Below are 20257 nucleotides of genomic sequence, written 5' to 3'. Positions count from 1 at the left end.
GTCTTGTAAATGGATACTTAATTATTCCCTAGAAACCGGGCGGGCGGCCCGAAGCATACCCCATCCTTTAGGGTGGGGTGGCCGCACGCAATTTGATTTTAAAGTTTTTTAACCATTAATTCTAAGAAGCTTTAGTTTGACCCCAAACCAAAAGCGCAAAAAGCAAAACTTTATATTAAACTTGAAACTGTTTAGTTATGTTTAAAAACAATTTTTCTAAATTTTTAAAAATTTTCCATAGAAGGTAGATAAAAGTGGTCTGGGGGATAGATTCTTCCCCAAAAGGAACAGAAGCTCTTTACAGAGAGCGGGATGGAAAACTTCTAATTGAACTTGAGCTGCACAACATAATGCAAATTTTCAATTCTTTTGATCCTGCCCCTTTTCGCGAAAAAGAGCTTGACCCGGAAGCGGAAGAATATATTTATAATACCGTTGGAGAGTTCCCTCTAAAAAAGCCCCTTGGAATTGTAATATACGCTCCCTCTTCCGAGTTTGATGGAGAGACCGAGCGCACCCTTAAAGAAGCAATAAAGAACCATTTTTCTTACAAAAAAGTTCTCACGGACATAGAGTTGAGGAGACTTCTTCAGCGAGGAAGAAGAAACATGGCAATTGCGATTTTCTTCCTTTTTCTCTGCTTGCTCATAATACGGCTTATTTCAACGCTTGAACAGGGATTGATAAATACCATGTTCTCCGAAGGCCTGACAATTATAGGTTGGGTTGCCTTGTGGGAGCCTGCGTATGTTTTTCTCTACGGGTGGTGGCCTATTGTGCAAAAAAGAAATATTTACAGGAAAATTCTCAGCATGGATATAAACGTCACACCTGACTCCCAGTGCAGGATAAAATTGACAGATTCCAGTTTTTCACCAAATAGAAGCGAATTGCACTTTGAAGGTCCGAAATTTACCGAATAGAAGATAAATGCGGGCTGGTAGCCGGAAGGGACTGAAACCTAAACTTTTTTAGTGCCATTTTATTTTTTAGTGCTTTTTATTCATTTAATCTCTTTTACTCCTTTTATCCGTCAAAGAAGACATTCCTGAATTAAAAGTGAAATTTCAAATTTTTACTCGTATATCCGTGCGTCGACAACCACATGAAAAACCCCAGGAGAGTACTTTTTTACCCTGTGGGTTTCCAGAATCTCCACTTTCTTTCCCAATTTGCAGGCAGCTTTTTCTATCCTTTCCTGAGGTCTGGTTCTGGCAAGACCCTCAGGGACTGTTTCATGATAGTGCAGAATTCCCCCGCTTTTTTTGAGGGCTTTTATAGCCGGCCCAAGATAGTGATGTGTTGTTCCTACATACCCCATAAGCACGCGGTCGGCTGTTCCTTCAGGGGCAACTTTTGAGCAGTCCCCGCAGATTGGGACAAAAATATCCTCTACCTTATTTAGCCTGATGTTTTCCTTCAGATAGGCAAAAGACTCAGGATTAATTTCTATCCCGATAATTTTTTTCGGCCTGGAATGCACAGCCATGGGAATTGAAAAATACCCTATTCCTGCAAACATATCGACTATAATTTCCCCTTCTCCGAGCCTGCTCATTCGCTTTCGTTCTTGAAGGTTGCCTTTGGAATACATTACCTTTGTTACATCCTGCTTAAAAAAGCAGCCATGTTCCTTGTTGACGGTTTCGGTTCCGCTGCCTAAGAGAAGTTCTCTTTTTGGCTGGCGGAACTGCCCTTCGATTCCAAAATCCCTTACAACGGTCCTGCACTTAGGATACATCAGGAGCAAAGCTTCAGCTATCCTTGTTTTTTTATTTTCTAGGATTTCAGGGATGCCAACTATTATTATATCTCCCAAGATCTGCCAGCCTGCAGGGACGGATGCAAGCTCAGCTTCGGAAAGAAGACTTTTAAGGGACTCTTTGAGGGAGCCTGGCTTTTCAAGAAATTCTGGATTTTCCTGTTCAAAAACCCGAAAACCTTCCACCCTTTCACCTGCAGCTTCTGTGACTGGGATCTCCAGAAAGTTACCTTCTTCAGTCCTGACTTTTCGGATCTTTCTTGAAGTATCCAGAAATTTCCCTTGAATTGCTTTTTTCCTTAGGTCTTCTCCTTTTTCCGTGGCAATCCTGATTACTCTATACATTGGAATTGAAGGATAGCATACATAGGATTAATGTTTTTTTGTCTAAACTTCATGTAGATGAGTTGCCTAATCAATAACAAGTGACTTTAAGTGTATACTACATATAGAAAAATTACATAAATAAAAAAGTATAAATAGTCCAAAGATATATCTAGCTTAACCTGTAAAGTATCCGTTTAGAGGACATTATCCTTTTTGGCCTTCTGGAGCGAGCGATTGGGCGATGAAAACTCCTATGACCAGTTTATACTGTAAGTGTTGAGACAAATTTTTATTTTTTAATAAATTTTGTAATAGAAAACACTATATCAGTAGCGTAAAACGGTCATAATTACAATTTTTTGTCAGTCCTAACCAGAATTTAATTATTTAGGGAATTACAAGTTATTTTTTAATATAGTGTTGGGAGAGAGGTGACTCCATGTTTGTATGCGAATGTGGAAAATTAGTAAGAGGAGATCTGCGGGAATACACATTCAAAGATTATATCAAAACATCCTTAAATCCATCTACTAGAACGATAGGGCATAGGAACTGCGGGCTTGTTTTTAATTTTGTAGATGGAAACTGGCCTAAAAAATATTCTTCAAAAAAAGAATTGAAAATATTAGCGGCAGCCTTTGCAAAAGATAATAATTTAAATTCAGAAAAATTTTTATTAGAAGTAGATCGGCTCAAGTCTCATGGTAAGTTTTCGGATGATCAAATTTTACTCTATGCGTACCAGAATGTTTTGACTTGTAAAGTATCAGAAAAACATCTCAGTGAGCCTTAAGTATTATTCTCTAAAAATATATGGATTCTTAATGCCACAAACATGAAGCCATACGATAACAATCTTGAACATCTTTTGGATGAACTTTCCAGAATGGACTTACTGCTAAGAACTTATCTGGAAAAGTGGCTAGAAGATTCACCTGAAGTCGGAGGTGAATTTAGAGGCCTATATGTATCAGAAACTGAAATAGGAAGGATTCGAAGGAGTTCGGGTTTTGGAAACACTCAAGGAATATTACAAGAATCTCAAATTGAAAGACTTAGGGAAGTTAATGCACTAAGAAGGAAAATCGATGCCAGGATCGAAGAGAGTCTGAAAAGAGGAAGGGAATTAAGGCTTCAGAAAATTTCAGAACTTTTCGGCCTTGATCCTTTTGAAATAGATATACTTTTAATTGGGCTTGCTCCGGAACTGGACCTTAAGTATGAGAAGCTATATTCATACCTTCAAAATGACGTAATGAAAAAAAAGCCAACTGTAGACCTGGCTTTGACTCTGCTTTTCCCAACAACCGAGGAAAAAATCAAAGCGAGAATATACTTTTCTTCGTTTTCCTCCCTTCGGAAAAACAATCTAGTTTATCTATTGGAGAGAGAAGAAAATGCAGATTCGTCCCTCATCTCCAGCTTTATAAAGATAGATGAAAGGATAATTAATTTTTTACTTGAATTTGATGAGCCTGATCTGAGAATTCGGGATTTCTCTTATGTAATAAAACCCGCAAATTCTTTTGAGAACCTGATTCTACCTCCAGATTTTAAAAATAAGTTAGTGAATATAGCAAGCTGGTACAACAGAAACAAACTTCCACCGAAGCTTCTGTTTTGCGGCCCTCATGGAAGCGGGAAAAAGAGTGTTGCGGAAGCTATCTGCAGGGAGGCAGGAGTAAACCTTCTTATAGTGGATTCAAAAGTACTGCTTGAAGGCAGGTCAATTGATACCGCACATTTCATAATGCGGGAAGCTCTCCTACAAAATTCTGCGATTTATTTTCAAGCTTTTGACGTACTTTTTGAAGACAAAGAGTCAAAAAGTTATCCTGAATCTCTTATCCAGGCGTTAAATATGTTTTCAGGGCCAATATTCTTGGCAGGAAAAGAATCCCTGGAATTCGATAAAAGTTTGATGAATAATGGCTTTATCTCCTGTTTTTTTTCTCTACCTTCATATATGGTTCGAAAACAGCTATGGGAAACTTGTCTAAAAGGTGGCAGCCTGGCCAAAGAAATGAATCTGGATGCACTTGCGAGCAAGTTCAGGTTTAGCGGCGGTCAAATAAAGGATGCTGTCCGCATAGCATTCAGTTTTGCAGGAGAAAATAATCCTTCCTGTATGGCCCTATCTATGGAAGATCTCTATAAAAGCTGCAAGATCCAGTCCAATCAGAATCTTAGTTCTCTTGCTTTGAAAACCAATTCGCACTATACATGGGAGGACATTGTTCTTCCAAAAGATACTTTAAATCATTTAAAAGAAGTTTCTGGATTTATTAAGTACAAAGGAAAAGTGCACTCGGATTGGGGTTTTGAAAAGAAATTGTCTCTTGGAAAAGGTCTAAATGTCCTTTTTTCAGGCCCTCCTGGTACTGGAAAAACAATGGCTGCTGAGATTCTTGCAAATGAAGTAAAACTAGATCTTTATAAAATCGATTTATCAAGTTTGGTAAGCAAGTACATAGGAGAAACTGAGAAAAACTTAAAAAAGATCTTTGATGAAGCTGAAACAAGCAATTCGATTCTCTTCTTTGATGAGGCTGATGCCCTTTTTGGTAAGAGATCAGAAGTAAAGGATTCACACGACCGGTATGCAAATATCGAGACAGCTTATCTGCTCCAGAAAATGGAGGGGCATGAGGGAATAGTAATTCTGGCCAGCAATTTTCGGAAAAATATGGATGATGCATTCCTTCGTAGGCTTCATTTTATAATAGAATTTCCTCTTCCTGATGAAAAGTTAAGAGAAAATATCTGGCAAAAAACGTTTCCTAAAGAAACTCCAACTGCAAATGATGTAGATTTTGCTTTTCTTTCAAAGTTTAAGCTATCTGGAGGAAATATCAAAAACGTAGTCCTTGCTGCTTCCTTTTTGGCAGCAGAACATTCTAAGGCTGTTGAGATGGAACATTTAATTAAAGCCTTAAGGAGAGAATATGAAAAAATTGGAAAACTTTTCACTGAGGCTGACTTTGGAGAGTACTACAAACTTTGTAAATAATTTATATATTATATTCATTGCATACTTTTTACAGTTGGTTAGATTCCTATATTTAAAATAAAACCCGGAAAAAAAACATGTCGGATTATAGAGCTATAGCAGACATTGGAGAGACTCTTATCGAACTGTTAAGAGATAATATGCAGGACCTTATTCCTAGAAGGCAATCGATAGTGATGGCCTCTCCAGGAGAGATTGAAACCAATGATGATGTGAGGCTGTCGCTTTTCCTTTACCAGGTTCTCGAAAATGTTCATTTGAAAAACCAAGAGATGCAGATAAAAGATCCCACAACACTGGTATTTCCTCCTATAGCTTTGGATTTATATTACATGTTAACTTCTTACCCTTCCGGAGTACAGGACATAACCGAGAGGACAAAAGAAGAACATAGTATACTGGGCAGAGTCATACAGATAATAAACGACAATGCTATTCTGACAGGCTCGGTTTTAAAAGGAGGCTTAGCTAGGAATGGCTATGAACTGCATATTACGTTATCTCCTTTAAGCCTTGATGACATGACAAAGATGTGGACAACCTTCCCGGGAAAAACCTTCAGGTCTTCTATCTGTTGTCTTGTTACTCCGGTAATAATTGATACCAAACGCGAGATTACTGTACAGAGAGTGGTGTCTAAAGAAACTGGCTATAATCGAATTGTACCAGAGTGAGCTGAAAAGTAATGACTTTGATTAAACCTTTCATATCAGGCACTCATAATGGAGAAACCATAACCACTAATCTGTCTTTAGCAATATCGTTGATAGATGATTTTACAAAAAGAGAGGCTATAGGTCATTTGAAGGTGATGATAAAGGAAGGAAATATAAATCCAATTAAGAACCTGAGTGGATATTATATTTTTACTGATCTTGCAGACGGCATTTATACCGTAAAGATTGTATCAGAATTTTACTTTCCTGAAGAAAGAGTGATTGACGTCTCGAAGATAAAAACCTCAAATTTAATGTTAAAATTCTATAGTAAAGGACCGGCATCCAGGGCTACCAGCACCAGGCTTAAAGACGTTTCAAAATTACAGAAGGGTGACATAGTCGAGTTCAATAGTCCCGCTGGCAGTGTAGAACAGAAGAAAATTATAGATATTGACGTAAGAACTAAAAAGATCTCATGGGCAGAAGGGCTTAAATATAGTTTTAATGCTGCAGATAACGCTGTTTTTGCCTATGGAAATCCTGTTGTTACAATTTCCCTTAAACCCCTGCCTTCCTACCCTTTTTGCTATAATTCAACCTTTGTAAGAGGGTTACTCATAGATTCAGGCAAAAATCCAGTTGCAGATGCGATAATAAAAGTTACAGACTTGAATCTGGACACTAAATCCGATAAAATGGGAGAGTTTGTACTTTACTTTAACAATTTAATAAGTGAAAATATCTCATTTGAGATTGAGAAAAACGGAAAGAATAAGCCTGTTAACACAACTTTGAAGGAGGGGAGAATGAAGTCCCTGGGTAAAATAATGTTTCCATAAAATAATATTTTCATAATTATTTATTCTATTATCTACAAAGCAAAAGATTACAGTGCATAAATCACTTTTATGCTTCTGTTTTCTGTGTATGATTTAAAATAATATCTTTTTTCTTTATTCTCAGGTTTTTAATTTTTGTGAATTCATAATGCCGGCATGGCATATTTTTACATAAAATACTGCCCTGATCGGCAGGATTTTTCAGAATAAAAAGATGAGTGAAGTTTAACGGTAATTCTAATTAGTCGTTTTACATGCAAAACGGGGTCTTGAAATAAGACATTTAATAAGACATTTAAATTTTATTCAGTGATTACTGACATAATAACATAAATCCAAAAAAATAAAAGAAATACAGCTAAAGAGGAACTGATATGCCAGAATACTTAACGCCAGGCGTGTATATGGAAGAGTTCGAAATCGGTGCCAGGCCGATTGAAGGAGTAAGCACGAGTACTGCGGGATTTTTAGGAGAAACTGAACGGGGACCTACAATTCCTCCTAAGTTAGTAACAAGTTTAACCCAATTTATGCGTGTCTATGGAGGATATATTGAAAATTCACATTTAGCTTATTCCGTGGATGGTTTTTTTGCAAATGGTGGTCAGCGTTGCTATATCGGAAGAATAGTTCATAAAAATGCTCTTACTTCCAGTTTAGACTTAGGCGACTTTGCAGTTGAAGCAGTAGGTGAAGGAATTTGGGGAAATAGAATAGGAATCCGAATAGAAAATGCTTCAAGTGATCCCAAAAATGATCTAAATCCGGAAGGCAAGAAAGTCTTTAAGTTGACTGTTGCCTACTGGAAATCAGAAAATCTGCCCAGTAACTTTTCGAAACCAGAAGACCAGAATGAAAAAGAAAAGAAATTCAAACAAATTATTGAAAAAGCAGATGCCATTGAAGTTTTTGATGATCTCTCTGAAGATAAGAACTCGCCAGACCATTACATACGAAAATTAAGCGATCCACTAAAAAATATTTCAAACCTTATCCTGATAAGTAACGACAGCATCGGAAGACCGGCTAATACTGAAGATTTTTTTATCCTTTTACCGGGTGGAAATGATGGAGATGCAGATTTGACTCGTGATGATGTAAGGGGTGACCCTGCAGCAAAACCAGGTGAAAGGCATGGTCTGACAGCCATAGCTGAGATTGATGATATTTCGATAGTGTATGTCCCTGATATTCATTTTGTTAAATCCGGGCAGGATACGCTCCTTGACGATATCCTTATACATTGCGAGACCTTGAAGGATCGATTTGCTATCCTTGATATCAAGGAGAATGAAACAAACGTTGGTGGCTTGATGATATCAAGACCCTCTAAATATGGGGCTTTATATTATCCTTGGATCAAAATCTATGACCCTCTGACAAAAAGGCAAATAAGCAAACCCCCAGGAGGATATCTGGCTGGGATATATGCACGAAGCGATACAGAGAGAGGAGTGCATAAGGCTCCAGCTAATGAGCTAGTAAGGGGTGCTGTTGGCCTCGAATTCCAGATTACCAAACAAGAGCAAGGAGTTCTCAATCCAAGAGGGATAAATGTAATCCGTAGCTTCCCTGGAAGGGGTATTTTAGTTTGGGGGGCAAGGACTTGCATTGTTGACCCTCTCTGGAAATACATAAATGTTCGCCGCCTTTTCATCTATATTGAAAAATCAATAGAAAGAGGTACCCAGTGGGTTGTTTTTGAACCAAATAATGAAAGGCTCTGGGCAAGGGTAAGGGCAACAATTACACAATTCCTTACTGGGATTTGGAGAGATGGGGCTTTAATGGGAACAAAGCCTGAAGAAGCTTTTTTCGTTAAATGTGACAGAACCACCATGACCCAGGATGATATTGATAATGGGAGGTTGATCTGTATTATCGGTATTGCCCCAGTAAAACCTGCAGAGTTCGTAATATTCCGTATAGCGCAGTGGACAGGCGGAAGTGCAGCTACCGAATAAGACTATACATATCGAAATTGAGAAGAGGAGATAAAATATGCCAAGACAGGATCCATACAGACAATTCAGGTTCAGGGTTGAAATTGGAAGTATAAAACTAGGTTTCAGTGAATGTACCTTTGCTGATACCACTACTGACCCTGTAGAGTATAGAGAAGGAGACGAGCTCCCGATATTTCGTAAACTTTCAGGCTTGACCAAGTACGGAAATATCACTCTCAAATGGGGTATTACGGATAATATGGAACTTTTTAACTGGAGACAGCAGATTATAGACAAAGGGGCTGAGAATAATAGAAAGGATATGTCTATAATCCTGATTAATGAAGCTGGGGAAGATAAAGCACGCTGGGAAATTACAAGGGCTTGGCCAAGTAAATATGACCCTGTTGATTTCAATGCCAAAGGTAATGAAGTTGCAATCGAAACTCTTGAGATAGTGCATGAGGGTTTTAAAAGGGTTTCTTGAGTAACTATTTTTAAATTTATTCGTTTAGTTGTTTTAGGAATTTTTCTAAATTTTAAAAACAAATTTTTTATTTGGAGATAGATTCATGACTTTTCAAACTGAGTTTGAGTTTACCCTTCCCAAAGGTTATGTGGACAATGAAGGGAACCTTCAAAAAAAAGGAATTATGCGGCTTGCAACGGCTGCTGACGAGATCTTGCCTCTCAAAGACCCGAGAGTGCAGTCAAACCCTGCATATCTGACTATAATCCTGCTTTCTAGAGTAATAACAAAGCTTGGAAATTTACATGTAATCGATACGAAAGTGATCGAAAATCTTTTTGCCACAGACCTTGCCTACCTGCAGGATTTTTACGGCAGAATTAACGAAAACGGGACTTCCAAAATAAAAGTTAGATGTCCACATTGCGAACAGATATTCGAATATGAGGTAGAAAATCAGGGGGAATAACTCGCTACCCCCTCGCCACTCTTTACGAGGAGGTAGCTTTTATTGCATATCATTTTCACTGGTCACATGAGGATATAATGAATTTGGAACACAGGGACAGGCAGCGCTGGTGTGAAGAAATCTCAAAAATAAACCGGCGTCTATCAGGAGAAAAACAGAGAAGTATTCTGGAAGTTGAATAATGGAGGTACTAGATGCCTGATGGTAACTCTAATTCTACCCACACAGAACGAAAAATAGACCCTCTAATGTCTTTTCGATTTAAGGTGGAAATTGATGGAATAATGACAACTCATGCTTCCGAAGTAACCGGACTTCAGATTGAGACCGAGACAGAGCCTTATGAAGAGGGTGGTGTCAATCACTTTGTACACCAACTACCTAAAAGGACAAAATATCAGCATATTGTCCTCAAAAGGGGAATTACAGACCAGGATGAAATCTGGAAATGGTATCAGGATGTAATCAGTGGACAATTCACACGTAAAAACGTGACAATCATATTGATGGATATCACTGGCGAAAAAGAAAAGTGGCGCTGGACCTTAGAAAATGCATATCCTGTAAAATGGACTGGACCGGACTTTAAAGCTGATAGTAATACTGTAGCTTTTGAGACCGTCGAACTGGCACATAATGGAATCATGAAGGATACAAAATGAGCTTGTCTGTTATAAAAACTATAACTACAATATCAGGTTCCACCAGTTTTTGCCGCAAAATTATGCAAAAACATCATACTGGCAGAAAGAATACTTCCAAGTTTCCCACAATGATTTTTTTCAAAAAAAGAGGATATTTTTTTCCTGAAAAAATTAGTATGATTCTGAATTTCAGGTTTTGTCTGAATCAGCAAAATATTGCACCTGTTTTGATTATAAGAAATATTTCTGTTACGGGACGAAGAATTTCAGGGTTAAATTCTGAAAAAAAACACCTTCAATCAATATTCAAGCTAAAAAATGTTCAGAGTACTGAAGATGTTCCTAAGATATTTCTAACTTCATTCAAGATCCCACATGAGTATCATATAAGGTCAGGGCATTTTCTAACTGAAAATATCTCTGCAAATAAAACTCCGGTTTTTTCGTTATTAAAATCTTTAATTTTTAGAGCTGGAAATGCAGCAAATAACTCAAATAAAATACTAAATTCATTATTTTCATCTGCAAGCACTGTTTTTTCTCAACAAAAAACTCTTACGATTTCTCCGGATGTTTTTATCCGGAATTCAAAAATATTAAGTTATATATTAAGTTATGAAAATAATATTAAAATTTTGAACTCACAAATATCTGGGAGGAAAATCTGGTACAGGTTGTTAAATACTGCAAGTAGTTTCATCTTAATTAATAACGAAAAAACTCTCAAGTTTTTGTATATGTTTGAGAATGGTTCCTCTTCTAATGATTTCGGAAAGCAAAATACCATATCCTCTTTCATACCCTCTTTAGCTGTGAAAAATATTCCTGTTGCAGGAGGAGAAATCTCAGGGTTAAATGCTGAAAAAAAAGTATTTCAATCGACATTTCAGATAAAAAATGTTCAGCGTACTGATTACGTACCGAAGATATTTCTAACATCACTCAAGATTCCACAGGAGCATCATGTACCGTCAGAGCATTTTCTAACTCGAAATATCTCTGCAAATAAAATTCCGTTTTTTCTGTTTTTAAAATCTTTAACATTTAAGGCTGAAAATGTAACAAATGACTCAAATAAAACAACAAAATCAATTTTTTCACCTTCAAGCAGTGCTTTTTATCAACAAAAAGCTCTTACGATTTCTCCGAATATTTTTACCCGGAATTCAAAAATATTGAGTTTTGACAACAATATGGAAATTTTCAACTTGCAAATATCTGGAACGAAAATTTGCTATAGATTGTTAAATATTGCAGGGAATTCTACTTTAAATGGTAACGAAAATACGCTCAAGTCCTGGTCTTTGTCTGAGGATAAATCACCTTCGAATCAGTCAGGGAATAAAAATATCATACCCTCTTTCATACATTCTTTAGTTGTCAAAAATATTCCTGTTATTAAAGAAATTTTCTCACGGTTAAACACTGAAAAAAACTGCCTTAAATCGATAACCAGGCAAAAAGATGCCATGAATGTGAATTATACATCTAACGTGTATGTGTCTCAGGCAGTATTCAAGATTCCACAAGGATTTTATGAAGGGTCAGAGTTTTTTTTAACTGGAAATACTTTCACAAACAAATTTCTAACTGAAAATATCGCTACAAAGAAAAACTCAGTTTTTTCGCTTTTTAAACCTTTTATTTTTAGGGCGGAAAATATTACAAATAACTCAAACAAAATACTAAAGTCACCATTTTTACCTGTAAACCATGATTTTTATTCTCAAAAAACTCGTACAATTTTTCCAGACATTTTATCACTTAATCGAAAAACAGGTCGTGTACGTGAGTTATTGATCAATTCCGAAAAGGTGAGTGTGCTCACTGTAATTGACAGGTATTTTGATAGATTCCGTCCTTTTCGATTCTCAACTACTCATACCCACCACGACCCATTTCTAAAATATTTAGTCTTTAAGGCTGGAAATAAAATAACTAACTCAAATAGAATACTAAAGCCACAACTTCGGTCTGAAAATCCTGTCTATTATCAACAGGTAGCTAACTCAACTTATTCCGGAGCCGCAAAAGTTAGTTCTCAGGTATTAAACTCTAAAATCAATGAGAAAATTTTAAATTCACAAGTGTTTAGAGCGAATAAAAACTATGAGTCATTAAATATTACCAGACACTCTCCTTTTTTCAACAAAAAAAGTGTACTTAAAAATCAGCCTTTCTTTAAAGGCAAATTACCTGCAGTTTTTTTGCAGGACAATTTTTTGTCTAATAAGAAACCCGGTATGAATAGACGTTTTTTTAAAGAATCAAGTTGGGTAGCTTTTAATGGACCTTTAATAAAAAATAATTATGGCAGCTCTGGGCACGGAACACCCGGTTATGTTCAGAGCAATCATAACTATAAAATGAGACCTGAAAGTCTGGTGTTTCAGGATCAGGGGCATATAGAACAGGAGATAGAACAGATTAAAAGAATCATTATAGAAACAAAAAAGTCAGTGTCAGAGAAAACAGTACATGTTTTTGGAGAGGCGGATATAAAAAAGTATCTCGATATAAATCGAATTTCGTCTCAGGTCTATCAAAATCTTGAAAGGACAATAAGAATGGAAAGAGAGAGAAGAGGAATATAAATGGGTAAATTAGAAAAAGCCTATTTTGCAACAAAAGATAATCCTTCTGTGAAATTTCTTGAGTGCCTGTTCAACCCCAAAGAATTGAATATTGAAAAGAGTAATCATTTTGCTGAGGTAAATATACCTGGTCTTGAGTCACCAATATTCCAATTTGTGAGAGGAAATGCAAGATTAGTTACTGTTGACCTATTTTTTGATACATACGAAAAAAGAGAAGATGTACGTACATACACAGATATAATTACAGGATGGGAAGCCGGAAATACATTAAACAACCAGTCTCCTAAAAAGGGTTTGATGGATATTGACTCTGATTTGCATGCTCCTCCAATCTGCCTATTTGTCTGGGGAGCTTTTATTTTTCAGTGTATCATTGAAAAAGTTAGCAAGAAATTTACTATGTTCCTTTCGAACGGAACTCCTGTAAGAGCAACACTAAACGTTACCATGAAGGAATACAGAGAAGTAGAGGCACAAGTTAAAGAGATTAACCCGCAATCTTCTGACCTGACAAAAAGCTGGGTAGTCACTCAGGGAGACAGCCTCTGGGCAATAGCGGCTAAAGAATACGGAAGTCCGGAAGACTGGAGGCTGATTGCCAAAAAGAACAATATTGAGAATCCCAGAATTTTGAACCCTGGTCAGAGGCTAATAATTCCTGTAAAGGAGTGAGTTTACTGTGACGCTGGAAAACCTGGCAAAAGAAAATCTTAACTTTTATGCTCCAAGATTTGATGTTGAGATTGAGGGTAAAAAATTGGGTGTGAACATTTCTAAAGAAATTATCAATATAAAAGTAAATGAAAAACTCGATGAAGGAGCGAATTTCGAGTTAACGCTTCACGACGAGTTCGACATGAATACCCAGACATTTAGATGGATTGATGATACCCGCTTTTATGTTGGAAATAAGATAACTATAAAAATTGGATATGGAAGTACCCTGCATACTATGGTAAATGGGAAAATAACAAGTCTTCAGCCAAGTTTTTTTGCGAGCGAAACACCCACACTTACAATAGGAGGTCAGGACCCTTCATACGATTTTATGAAACGGGCTACACCTGAAAAAACTTTTGTTGATAAAACATATAGCGACATAGCTAGAATGATTGCTCAGGAAGCAGGATTAGAGTGTGAGGTAGATGATACTAGGGAATTCGAAAAATTTATTCGTAAGGACAATAAAGAAACATACTACGCTTTTCTAAACAATATAAAAGATAGAATTGGGTTTAATTTTGATATTAAGGAACAGAAAATGTATTTTGTTAAGCCAAAAGACAAAAATAAGGAAATCTTTACACTGGAACTTGGGAAAGATATTATCAGTTTTAATCCAATTATGAAAACTACTGGATTACTCGCTGAGGTAGAGGTAAGAGGACATAATCTGCAAGACCCAAATGCATCTTTTATAGGAAAAGCGAAGGCAGAGGGAGAGTTACTGGCTTTACTTACTAAAGTATTTTCTAATTCTATACAAAAGAAAGTAATAACAGACATCGTTGTAAACTCAAAAGAACATGCTGATGAAATCGCTAAGGCAGAATTGAACAAAGCAAGTTATACCTTTATCGAGGGTACTGTGGTGTGTATTGGACTACCACAGATAAGAACAGGTGTTAATGTTATTCTTAATAAAATGGGAGCGCGATTCAATGGTAAGTACTACGTGAAAGAAACTACTCACACCATAGACGATAGCGGCTATAGAACTCAGTTTTCAGTGATAAGTAAAACGGTTAAGAGGCTATAATATGAGTATTCTGGATGCACTGGGAGATGGAAATAAAGCTGTTGGAAGAACTTATGGTGTTGTGGCTGGTATTGTTACGAACAATAAGGACCCCGACGAACTTGGAAGACTGAAAGTAAAATTTCCATGGTTCTCAGATAATAATGAAACCGACTGGATACGTATGACCACATTCATGGCGGGGGGAGTGCGTGGGAGTTTTTTCCTTCCAGAGGTAGGGGATGAAGTGCTGGTTGCTTTTGAACATGGAAACATTAATCGCCCATATGTAATCGGAGCTCTCTGGAATGGGGTCGATAAACCTCCTGAGACTAACTCCGACGGCAAGAATAACATAAGAAAGATAAAATCACGAAGTGGGCATGAGCTTATTTTTAATGACGAAGATAATAAAGAAAACATCGAAATTCATACAAAAGCAGGTCATAAGATATTTCTTGACGACACAAGTGACGAAGAAAAGATTGAGATATTGGATAAAAGCGGGAATAACTCGATTTTGATAGATTCTCCCGAAAACTCGATAACTATCTCTGCCCAGAGAAAAATCGATGCAAACAGCGGAAATAACTCTATTGTAATAGATTCTGACGCGAACTCGATAACTATGTCCGGCCAGAAAAAAATCGATATCAAAAGCGGAAATAACTCGATTATAATAGATTCTGACAATAACTCTATAGCTATGTCCGGCCAGATGAAAATCGAGATTAAAAGTGGAAGTAACTCGATTACTATAGATTCTGTTGCTAATTCGATAGCTATATCCAGCCAGTTAAAACTCAGCCTGAAAGCCCCGAATATTGAGATCGAAGCTGGAGGGATGATGACTATTAAATCCTCAGGTATTTTAACTCTCCAGGGAAGCCTGGTAAAAATTAATTAAAGGAGATGTCAGAATGCCACCAGCAGCCAGAGTAGGAGATTTAACAAGCCACGGGACTCCTCTTGGTCCGGGGCCTGGAAGTGTCAACGTATTAATCGGAGGAATGCCCGCCTGGAGAGCAGCAGTAGATACTCATGCATGTCCTCTTGTTACTGGAGTTGTGCCGCATGTAGGAGGGGTCGTTGCCGTAGGAAGCTTCACAGTTCTAATTAACAACCTACCTGCTGCACGCATGGGTGATACCATCGTTGAGAGCGGGCCACCCAATATTATTGCAATAGGCCTTCCAACAGTACTTATTGGTTAGAAATAGTTAAGAATAACTTCAAGTTTTCATTTTGGAAGAGTATATATAATTCTATTGTTTTATTTAGTCAATGACTAACGTCAATATTATAACTTAAACAAATATTTAATTATATTTTTTATTTCTAAGCACAAACTCTTTTTTAACTTTGAATGGAGGAATTCTAATTAGTAAGGATTTTCTCGGAAAAGGATGGAAATTTCCTTTCAATCTGGATCCAAGAGGGAAGGTGGGAGTTTCCAGTTATGAAGAGGACATAAAAGAGGCTATACTCATAATCCTCGGTACTGCCAAAGGAGAACGCCTGATGAGACCTGATTTTGGGTGCGGAATCCATGAATATGTGTTTTGTTCCATGGATGTTGTTAATCTTCACCTTATTGAAAACGCAGTGCGTGAGGCTTTAATTATGTGGGAGCCGCGAATAAAGGTAATTAGCGTGAAAGCAGAACCTGATTCTGAGGAGGGGAAATTATTGATGGAGATTGATTACCAGATCCGCACTACAAACAATCGATTTAACCTTGTATATCCGTTTTATTTAAAAGAAGGAACGTGAACAGATGCAAGTCCCTGAAATTTGCAAACTCGATGCAGATGCAACCATGCAGGACATCCGGAAAAAAGCACCTTTTTATGTACCTGAATGGAATACAGAGGATGAGAAAGACTTTGGTATTGTTCTTTCAAGTATTTTTTCCGGTATGGTAGATTCGATCTCAAGCAGATTGAATGAAGCTCCGAAAAAGCATTTTCTTTCTTTTCTCGAGATGGTTAATGCCTCGCTAATTCCAGCAAGTCCAGCAAGAGCTCCGCTTACATTTATACTCAGTGGAGGGACTTCTGAAGCTGTACTTCTTGAGGCCTGTACGCAGGCTTCTGCCGACGGTCCTGATGGAAAAGCAGTTATTTTTGAAACCGAAAAAAATATCCTTGCAACCCCCTCAAAGTTAGTATCTGTATATAGTGTAATTGGTGTGATAAAAGAAGATGAAAAAAAAGGGAAAGATAAAATATTTAATCACACCGCTGCAGTAAACGGCGCAGAAACAATAGAACTCTTTGCAGGAGATTCCCTTCAGAAGCATATTCTTTATATTGGCGACGAAAGCCTGTTCAATGTACAAAAGGGGCAGATAAGCGTTGAGTTTGGACTGGATGAGGCAGAACTCAAAAACCTTGATCCAGAACAGGGGCTTGTTGAATGGAAGTACAGTGTAGAATCCATAGTCAAAGAAAATGGTAAAGAGGTCAAGAAAATAGAGTGGCAGCTCCTAACAGCCAGATTGGAAGAAAAGAGATTGATATTAGACACTGATAATAAATCAATTGATAAGGTGAAGTTAAATGGGATTGAAAGCAGGTGGTTAAAGTGCCAGTTGAAAGATTCCAATATTGAAGGTCTTAAGGATCTGAGAATAAACAGCATAGGAGCTTTAACTTCACCTCAAAAAAATTCAGCCGATCTTCAAAACTCACAAAGTACTTCTCATAGTGTAATTGCTGATTGCTTATTCAGTAACGATATTCCAATAGATCCGAATCCAGGTAATTTATTTTATCCTTTTGGTAAAAAACCCTATCTCTATGATACTTTTTACATAGGTTTCAGGGACGCGTTTTCAAAAAAAGAGAGTGAGATCACTCTGGTACTTGGCTTGAAACCTGGAAGACCAAGTTCAACAAACAAGCCAGATAGTTCAATCAGTGGGGTAGATAGTTCAATAAGCGGGATAGATAGTTCAATAAATGAAGTAGATAAGCCTCAACTTTCATGGGAATTCTGGGATGGAGAGAGCTGGAGCCTTCTTCCTGTTAAAGGCGATGAATGGGAGAAAAACTTATGCGAAAAGATTGAATCCAACGAGTCAAACGAACCTAAACCTACAACTTATGAGTTGACAATTTCCAGGATGCCTGAATTCAAACTTACGAGGATTAATGGAAAAGAAAACTACTGGATACGCGTTCGAATGGTTGGCGGAAACTATGGAAAGGAGTATGAAATCATAAGTTCAGAAGAGATTGTAAATGCTCAAGGTAATAAAGTTTCATGTGCTAAAGTTGTTCCTGGTCATTTCTTCCCGCCTCAAATAACTAATTTAAAAATTAATTATAAAGTTAACAATAATGATACCGATGGCGATAACGATAGCGATACTGTCCAGATGGAGCAGCCAGAATACATTTTTACCGAAAACAATCTTATCTTTAAAAGTTGCCTGGAAGAATTAGTAAAAAATAAGGGTTTTAAGCCATTCGACCCTCTTCCTGATATCTCTCCTGCAATCTATTTTGGATTTGATAAAGAACTTAAAAAGGGGCCTTTTAGCCTGTTCATAAATGTAGATGAAAACATTGAATATCCAGAAACGTTTCTGCCAAAAGTTAAGTGGCAGTATTTAATTAATACAAATCCCGAAATATGGGGAGAACTTGAAGTGCTGGATGAAACCGCAGGTTTTACAAAGAAAGGAATGGTACAGTTTAATATTCCAGGGAAAATACAGGCTTCCGGATTGTTTGGTTTGGGAGATCAATACTGGATACGGGCAGTTGTAACGGGAGATTTCTTTACTGATACCAGAGATTTTATAAATAAAATGTTAATTTCCCTGTACCTGGAAAAACTAAAAGAACAGGAGGTTGAATCTCTTTTCAATAGTCCTCCTGCAATCTATTTCGGACTTGATAAAGAGCTCAAAAACGGACCTATCAATCTTTCCATAAATCTTGATGAAAGCATTGAATACCCTGAACTATTCATGCCAAAAGTAAAATGGCAATATTTGGCTAAAGAAGATCCTGAAGTATGGGAAGAATTTGGAGTGCTGGATGAAACAGCTGGTTTCACAAAAAAAGGAATAGTACAGTTTAATATCCCAGGAAAAATGCAAACTCACGAACTATCTTGTTTGGGAGATCAATACTGGATAAGAGCAGTTGTAATGGAAGAGTCTTTTCCTGTTACTTCCGATGATATTATAAATCAAATTCTGACCTCATTCGCTATGTTGGATCAAGTGTTGACTTCACTAAAGGTCGATAGTGTTCAATTAAAAATCCGGAAAATAGTTAAAAGTTCTCACTTTACAAAAGAACTCCTTGATTATATACAAGACTTTTTGACATCCAGCGAATATGTGAGATATTTTAGAGGGCTCAGGCCTGCAATCTGTACAGAACTGGAGAATTTGAATGAAACATTGAAGAGAGCGAGGGCTCGGCTGGAATTATCTCAGTCGGAAGCTGTAGAATTAAACGAATTAAAAACACATTCATTACTAAAAATTCAATTAAAAAATCAGAAGTCAAATGTTTCTGTGGAAAATAAAGAGGATTTTAAGATTTTAAATCCTAATATATTCTCCGGAACAGATTTAAAATTTCCTCCAAAAGTTCGCGGTTTTTACCTTAATTCCGCATGGGCTGTTCAATCCAAAACAATTCATGATGAATTACTAGGCTCAGGAAATGGAGAAGTAAATCAAAATTTAAAATTTGTTAATGCTCCTGTAATAAGTGAAACGATATGGATAAATGAGTTTACTACTCTTTCAGAGAAGGACAGGAAAAAATTGCTTGCAGAATCCAATAGAGTAAAAACAATTCAGGACAATAAAGGCAATATTACTGAGTTTTGGGTTAAGTGGACCCGGGTAAATGATTTTTTAGATTCGAAGAGTAAAGACAGGCATTATACAATTGACAAAACAGACGGAGATGTCTCTTTTGGAAATGGAACACGTGGGATGGTTCCTCCAATAGGTTCTGACAACATCAAAGCCACATACAGTATATGTGGGGGTAAATCCGGAAATTTTGATGCCTCTAAAATCTCAAAGCTCCAAAGTTCAATAGCTTTTGTGGATAAAGTTTTTAATCCTATCGGCTCGAGTGGCGGAACCGAAACTGAAGATATAGATGCTCTTCTAAAAAGGGCACCCATTATCTTAAAAACGATAGACCGTGCGATGGCACTTGAAGATTACGAATGGCTTACGAAAAGAGCTTCAGATCAGGTAGCAAAAGTAAAAGCGCTCTCTAATTTCAATTCTGAAGGAAAATTCGTTACAGGGTGGGTAACTGTTGTCATAGTTCCAGAAAGTTCGAGTTCAAAGCCTATCCCTTCAAGTGAATTAAAACGCAGAGTTGCCTCTTACTTAAAAGAAAGATGTCCGGCTGTAGTGACATTGCGAGTAATACCTCCTTGTTATATCAAAATAGATGTTTCTGCAGAACTCATAACTGCTTCTATCGATGCAATACCTGTGATAGAAAAAGAAGCCAGAAACAAAATCTCCAAATTTTTGCACCCTTTAACCGGTAGTAATGAGAAAGACGGCTGGAGTTTTGGATGTTCTATTTGTATCTCTGATATTTACTTAATTCTCGAACAAATAACAGATGTAGATTATGTAGATAAAGTAATCATAAATCTTTACGAGGATTCAGGCTTTACAGGCTCATCCATGAAACTTACCGATGAATCCAGTGTGGCTAAGCTTCCTGTATATGCCCTTCCTTATAGTGGAGAACATGAGATAGCCGTAAAATTGAAAAATACTGAAAAGGAGGGATAA

18 protein-coding genes are annotated in these 20257 nt (G+C 37.1%); 17 read left to right on the top strand and 1 reads right to left on the bottom strand.

Going from position 1 to position 20257, the window contains the following annotated elements; all coding sequences use genetic code 11:
• The first annotated feature begins 254 nt into the window (after positions 1 to 254).
• Positions 255 to 923, top strand: coding sequence for a hypothetical protein (locus tag BP621_RS05575; RefSeq protein ID WP_292388425.1), 669 nt, complete (start codon positions 255 to 257; stop codon positions 921 to 923).
• Positions 924 to 1075: 152 nt separating this feature from the next.
• On the opposite strand, the gene BP621_RS05570 is transcribed toward BP621_RS05575, so the two are convergent.
• A complete protein-coding gene (locus BP621_RS05570) occupies positions 1076 to 2107 on the bottom strand; it encodes a class I SAM-dependent methyltransferase (RefSeq protein WP_292388424.1) in 1032 nt (343 codons plus the stop codon).
• 421 nt (positions 2108 to 2528) lie between these two features.
• On the opposite strand from BP621_RS05570, the gene BP621_RS05565 reads away from it, so the two are divergent.
• The 16 genes from BP621_RS05565 to BP621_RS05495 all read left to right on the top strand — a co-directional run bounded on the left by BP621_RS05565 (position 2529) and on the right by BP621_RS05495 (position 20257).
• On the top strand, positions 2529 to 2882 hold the full coding sequence (locus tag BP621_RS05565) for a hypothetical protein (RefSeq protein WP_292388423.1): 354 nt from the start codon (positions 2529 to 2531) through the stop codon (positions 2880 to 2882).
• Between the two features lie 42 nt (positions 2883 to 2924).
• The gene (locus BP621_RS05560) at positions 2925 to 5099 is read left to right on the top strand and encodes an AAA family ATPase (protein WP_292388422.1); all 2175 of its coding nucleotides are present in this window, start codon (positions 2925 to 2927) and stop codon (positions 5097 to 5099) included.
• Between the two features lie 77 nt (positions 5100 to 5176).
• Positions 5177 to 5773, top strand: a complete 597-nt coding sequence (locus BP621_RS05555; RefSeq protein WP_292388421.1) for a DUF4255 domain-containing protein — start codon at positions 5177 to 5179, stop codon at positions 5771 to 5773.
• A gap of 11 nt (positions 5774 to 5784) precedes the next feature.
• The gene (locus BP621_RS05550; protein WP_292388420.1) at positions 5785 to 6597 is read left to right on the top strand and encodes a hypothetical protein; all 813 of its coding nucleotides are present in this window, start codon (positions 5785 to 5787) and stop codon (positions 6595 to 6597) included.
• A gap of 404 nt (positions 6598 to 7001) precedes the next feature.
• Positions 7002 to 8561, top strand: a complete 1560-nt coding sequence (locus tag BP621_RS05545) for a phage tail sheath family protein (RefSeq protein ID WP_292388419.1) — start codon at positions 7002 to 7004, stop codon at positions 8559 to 8561.
• A 37-nt stretch (positions 8562 to 8598) separates the two neighbouring features.
• Positions 8599 to 9030 (top strand): phage tail protein, encoded by a 432-nt coding sequence (locus BP621_RS05540; protein WP_292388418.1) that lies wholly within the window; start codon positions 8599 to 8601, stop codon positions 9028 to 9030.
• 85 nt (positions 9031 to 9115) lie between these two features.
• A complete protein-coding gene (locus BP621_RS05535; RefSeq protein ID WP_292388417.1) occupies positions 9116 to 9481 on the top strand; it encodes a phage tail assembly protein in 366 nt (121 codons plus the stop codon).
• Positions 9478 to 9663, top strand: coding sequence for a DUF6760 family protein (locus BP621_RS17045; protein WP_349682050.1), 186 nt, complete (start codon positions 9478 to 9480; stop codon positions 9661 to 9663). Before BP621_RS05535 ends, BP621_RS17045 begins: the two co-directional genes overlap by 4 nt.
• Before the next feature lie 12 nt (positions 9664 to 9675).
• A complete protein-coding gene (locus BP621_RS05530) occupies positions 9676 to 10143 on the top strand; it encodes a phage tail protein (protein WP_292388416.1) in 468 nt (155 codons plus the stop codon).
• The gene (locus BP621_RS05525) at positions 10140 to 12719 is read left to right on the top strand and encodes a hypothetical protein (protein WP_292388415.1); all 2580 of its coding nucleotides are present in this window, start codon (positions 10140 to 10142) and stop codon (positions 12717 to 12719) included. The genes BP621_RS05530 and BP621_RS05525 overlap by 4 nt, the downstream gene beginning before the upstream one ends.
• Positions 12720 to 13394, top strand: a complete 675-nt coding sequence (locus BP621_RS05520; protein ID WP_292388414.1) for a CIS tube protein — start codon at positions 12720 to 12722, stop codon at positions 13392 to 13394.
• 7 nt (positions 13395 to 13401) lie between these two features.
• Complete coding sequence (locus BP621_RS05515; RefSeq protein WP_292388413.1) at positions 13402 to 14481, top strand: phage late control D family protein; 1080 nt, start codon at positions 13402 to 13404, stop codon at positions 14479 to 14481.
• Between the two features lies 1 nt (position 14482).
• Positions 14483 to 15367 (top strand): phage baseplate assembly protein V, encoded by an 885-nt coding sequence (locus BP621_RS05510; RefSeq protein ID WP_292388412.1) that lies wholly within the window; start codon positions 14483 to 14485, stop codon positions 15365 to 15367.
• 13 nt (positions 15368 to 15380) lie between these two features.
• Entirely contained in the window at positions 15381 to 15674 is a 294-nt protein-coding gene (locus BP621_RS05505) for a PAAR domain-containing protein (protein ID WP_292388411.1), read from the top strand.
• A gap of 148 nt (positions 15675 to 15822) precedes the next feature.
• Positions 15823 to 16233 carry a GPW/gp25 family protein gene (locus tag BP621_RS05500; RefSeq protein WP_292388410.1) on the top strand — a complete coding sequence of 137 codons (411 nt, stop codon included), beginning with the start codon at positions 15823 to 15825 and terminating at the stop codon, positions 16231 to 16233.
• A 145-nt stretch (positions 16234 to 16378) separates the two neighbouring features.
• Positions 16379 to 20257, top strand: coding sequence for a putative baseplate assembly protein (locus BP621_RS05495; RefSeq protein WP_292388409.1), 3879 nt, complete (start codon positions 16379 to 16381; stop codon positions 20255 to 20257).

The sequence above is a fragment of the Methanosarcina sp. UBA5 genome (genome assembly GCF_002505485.1).
GTDB lineage: Archaea > Halobacteriota > Methanosarcinia > Methanosarcinales > Methanosarcinaceae > Methanosarcina.
The sequence above is the reverse complement of the archived record's forward strand: the minus strand, read 5'-3'. Positions and strand labels throughout refer to the sequence as shown.

What these genes read in the sequence shown, in the direction of transcription:
- BP621_RS05560 (WP_292388422.1), top strand. Translation starts at nt 2,925, where the DNA reads ATGAAGCCATACGATAACAATCTTGAACATCTTTTGGATGAACTTTCC.
- BP621_RS05545 (WP_292388419.1), top strand. Translation starts at nt 7,002, where the DNA reads ATGGAAGAGTTCGAAATCGGTGCCAGGCCGATTGAAGGAGTAAGCACG.
- BP621_RS05535 (WP_292388417.1), top strand. Translation starts at nt 9,116, where the DNA reads ATGACTTTTCAAACTGAGTTTGAGTTTACCCTTCCCAAAGGTTATGTG.
- BP621_RS05495 (WP_292388409.1), top strand. Translation starts at nt 16,379, where the DNA reads ATGGTAGATTCGATCTCAAGCAGATTGAATGAAGCTCCGAAAAAGCAT.
- BP621_RS05550 (WP_292388420.1), top strand. Translation starts at nt 5,785, where the DNA reads ATGACTTTGATTAAACCTTTCATATCAGGCACTCATAATGGAGAAACC.
- BP621_RS05505 (WP_292388411.1), top strand. Translation starts at nt 15,381, where the DNA reads ATGCCACCAGCAGCCAGAGTAGGAGATTTAACAAGCCACGGGACTCCT.
- BP621_RS05530 (WP_292388416.1), top strand. Translation starts at nt 9,676, where the DNA reads ATGCCTGATGGTAACTCTAATTCTACCCACACAGAACGAAAAATAGAC.
- BP621_RS05555 (WP_292388421.1), top strand. Translation starts at nt 5,177, where the DNA reads ATGTCGGATTATAGAGCTATAGCAGACATTGGAGAGACTCTTATCGAA.
- BP621_RS05520 (WP_292388414.1), top strand. Translation starts at nt 12,720, where the DNA reads ATGGGTAAATTAGAAAAAGCCTATTTTGCAACAAAAGATAATCCTTCT.
- BP621_RS05525 (WP_292388415.1), top strand. Translation starts at nt 10,140, where the DNA reads ATGAGCTTGTCTGTTATAAAAACTATAACTACAATATCAGGTTCCACC.
- BP621_RS05570 (WP_292388424.1), bottom strand. Translation starts at nt 2,107, where the DNA reads ATGTATAGAGTAATCAGGATTGCCACGGAAAAAGGAGAAGACCTAAGG.
- BP621_RS05565 (WP_292388423.1), top strand. Translation starts at nt 2,529, where the DNA reads ATGTTTGTATGCGAATGTGGAAAATTAGTAAGAGGAGATCTGCGGGAA.
- BP621_RS05540 (WP_292388418.1), top strand. Translation starts at nt 8,599, where the DNA reads ATGCCAAGACAGGATCCATACAGACAATTCAGGTTCAGGGTTGAAATT.
- BP621_RS05510 (WP_292388412.1), top strand. Translation starts at nt 14,483, where the DNA reads ATGAGTATTCTGGATGCACTGGGAGATGGAAATAAAGCTGTTGGAAGA.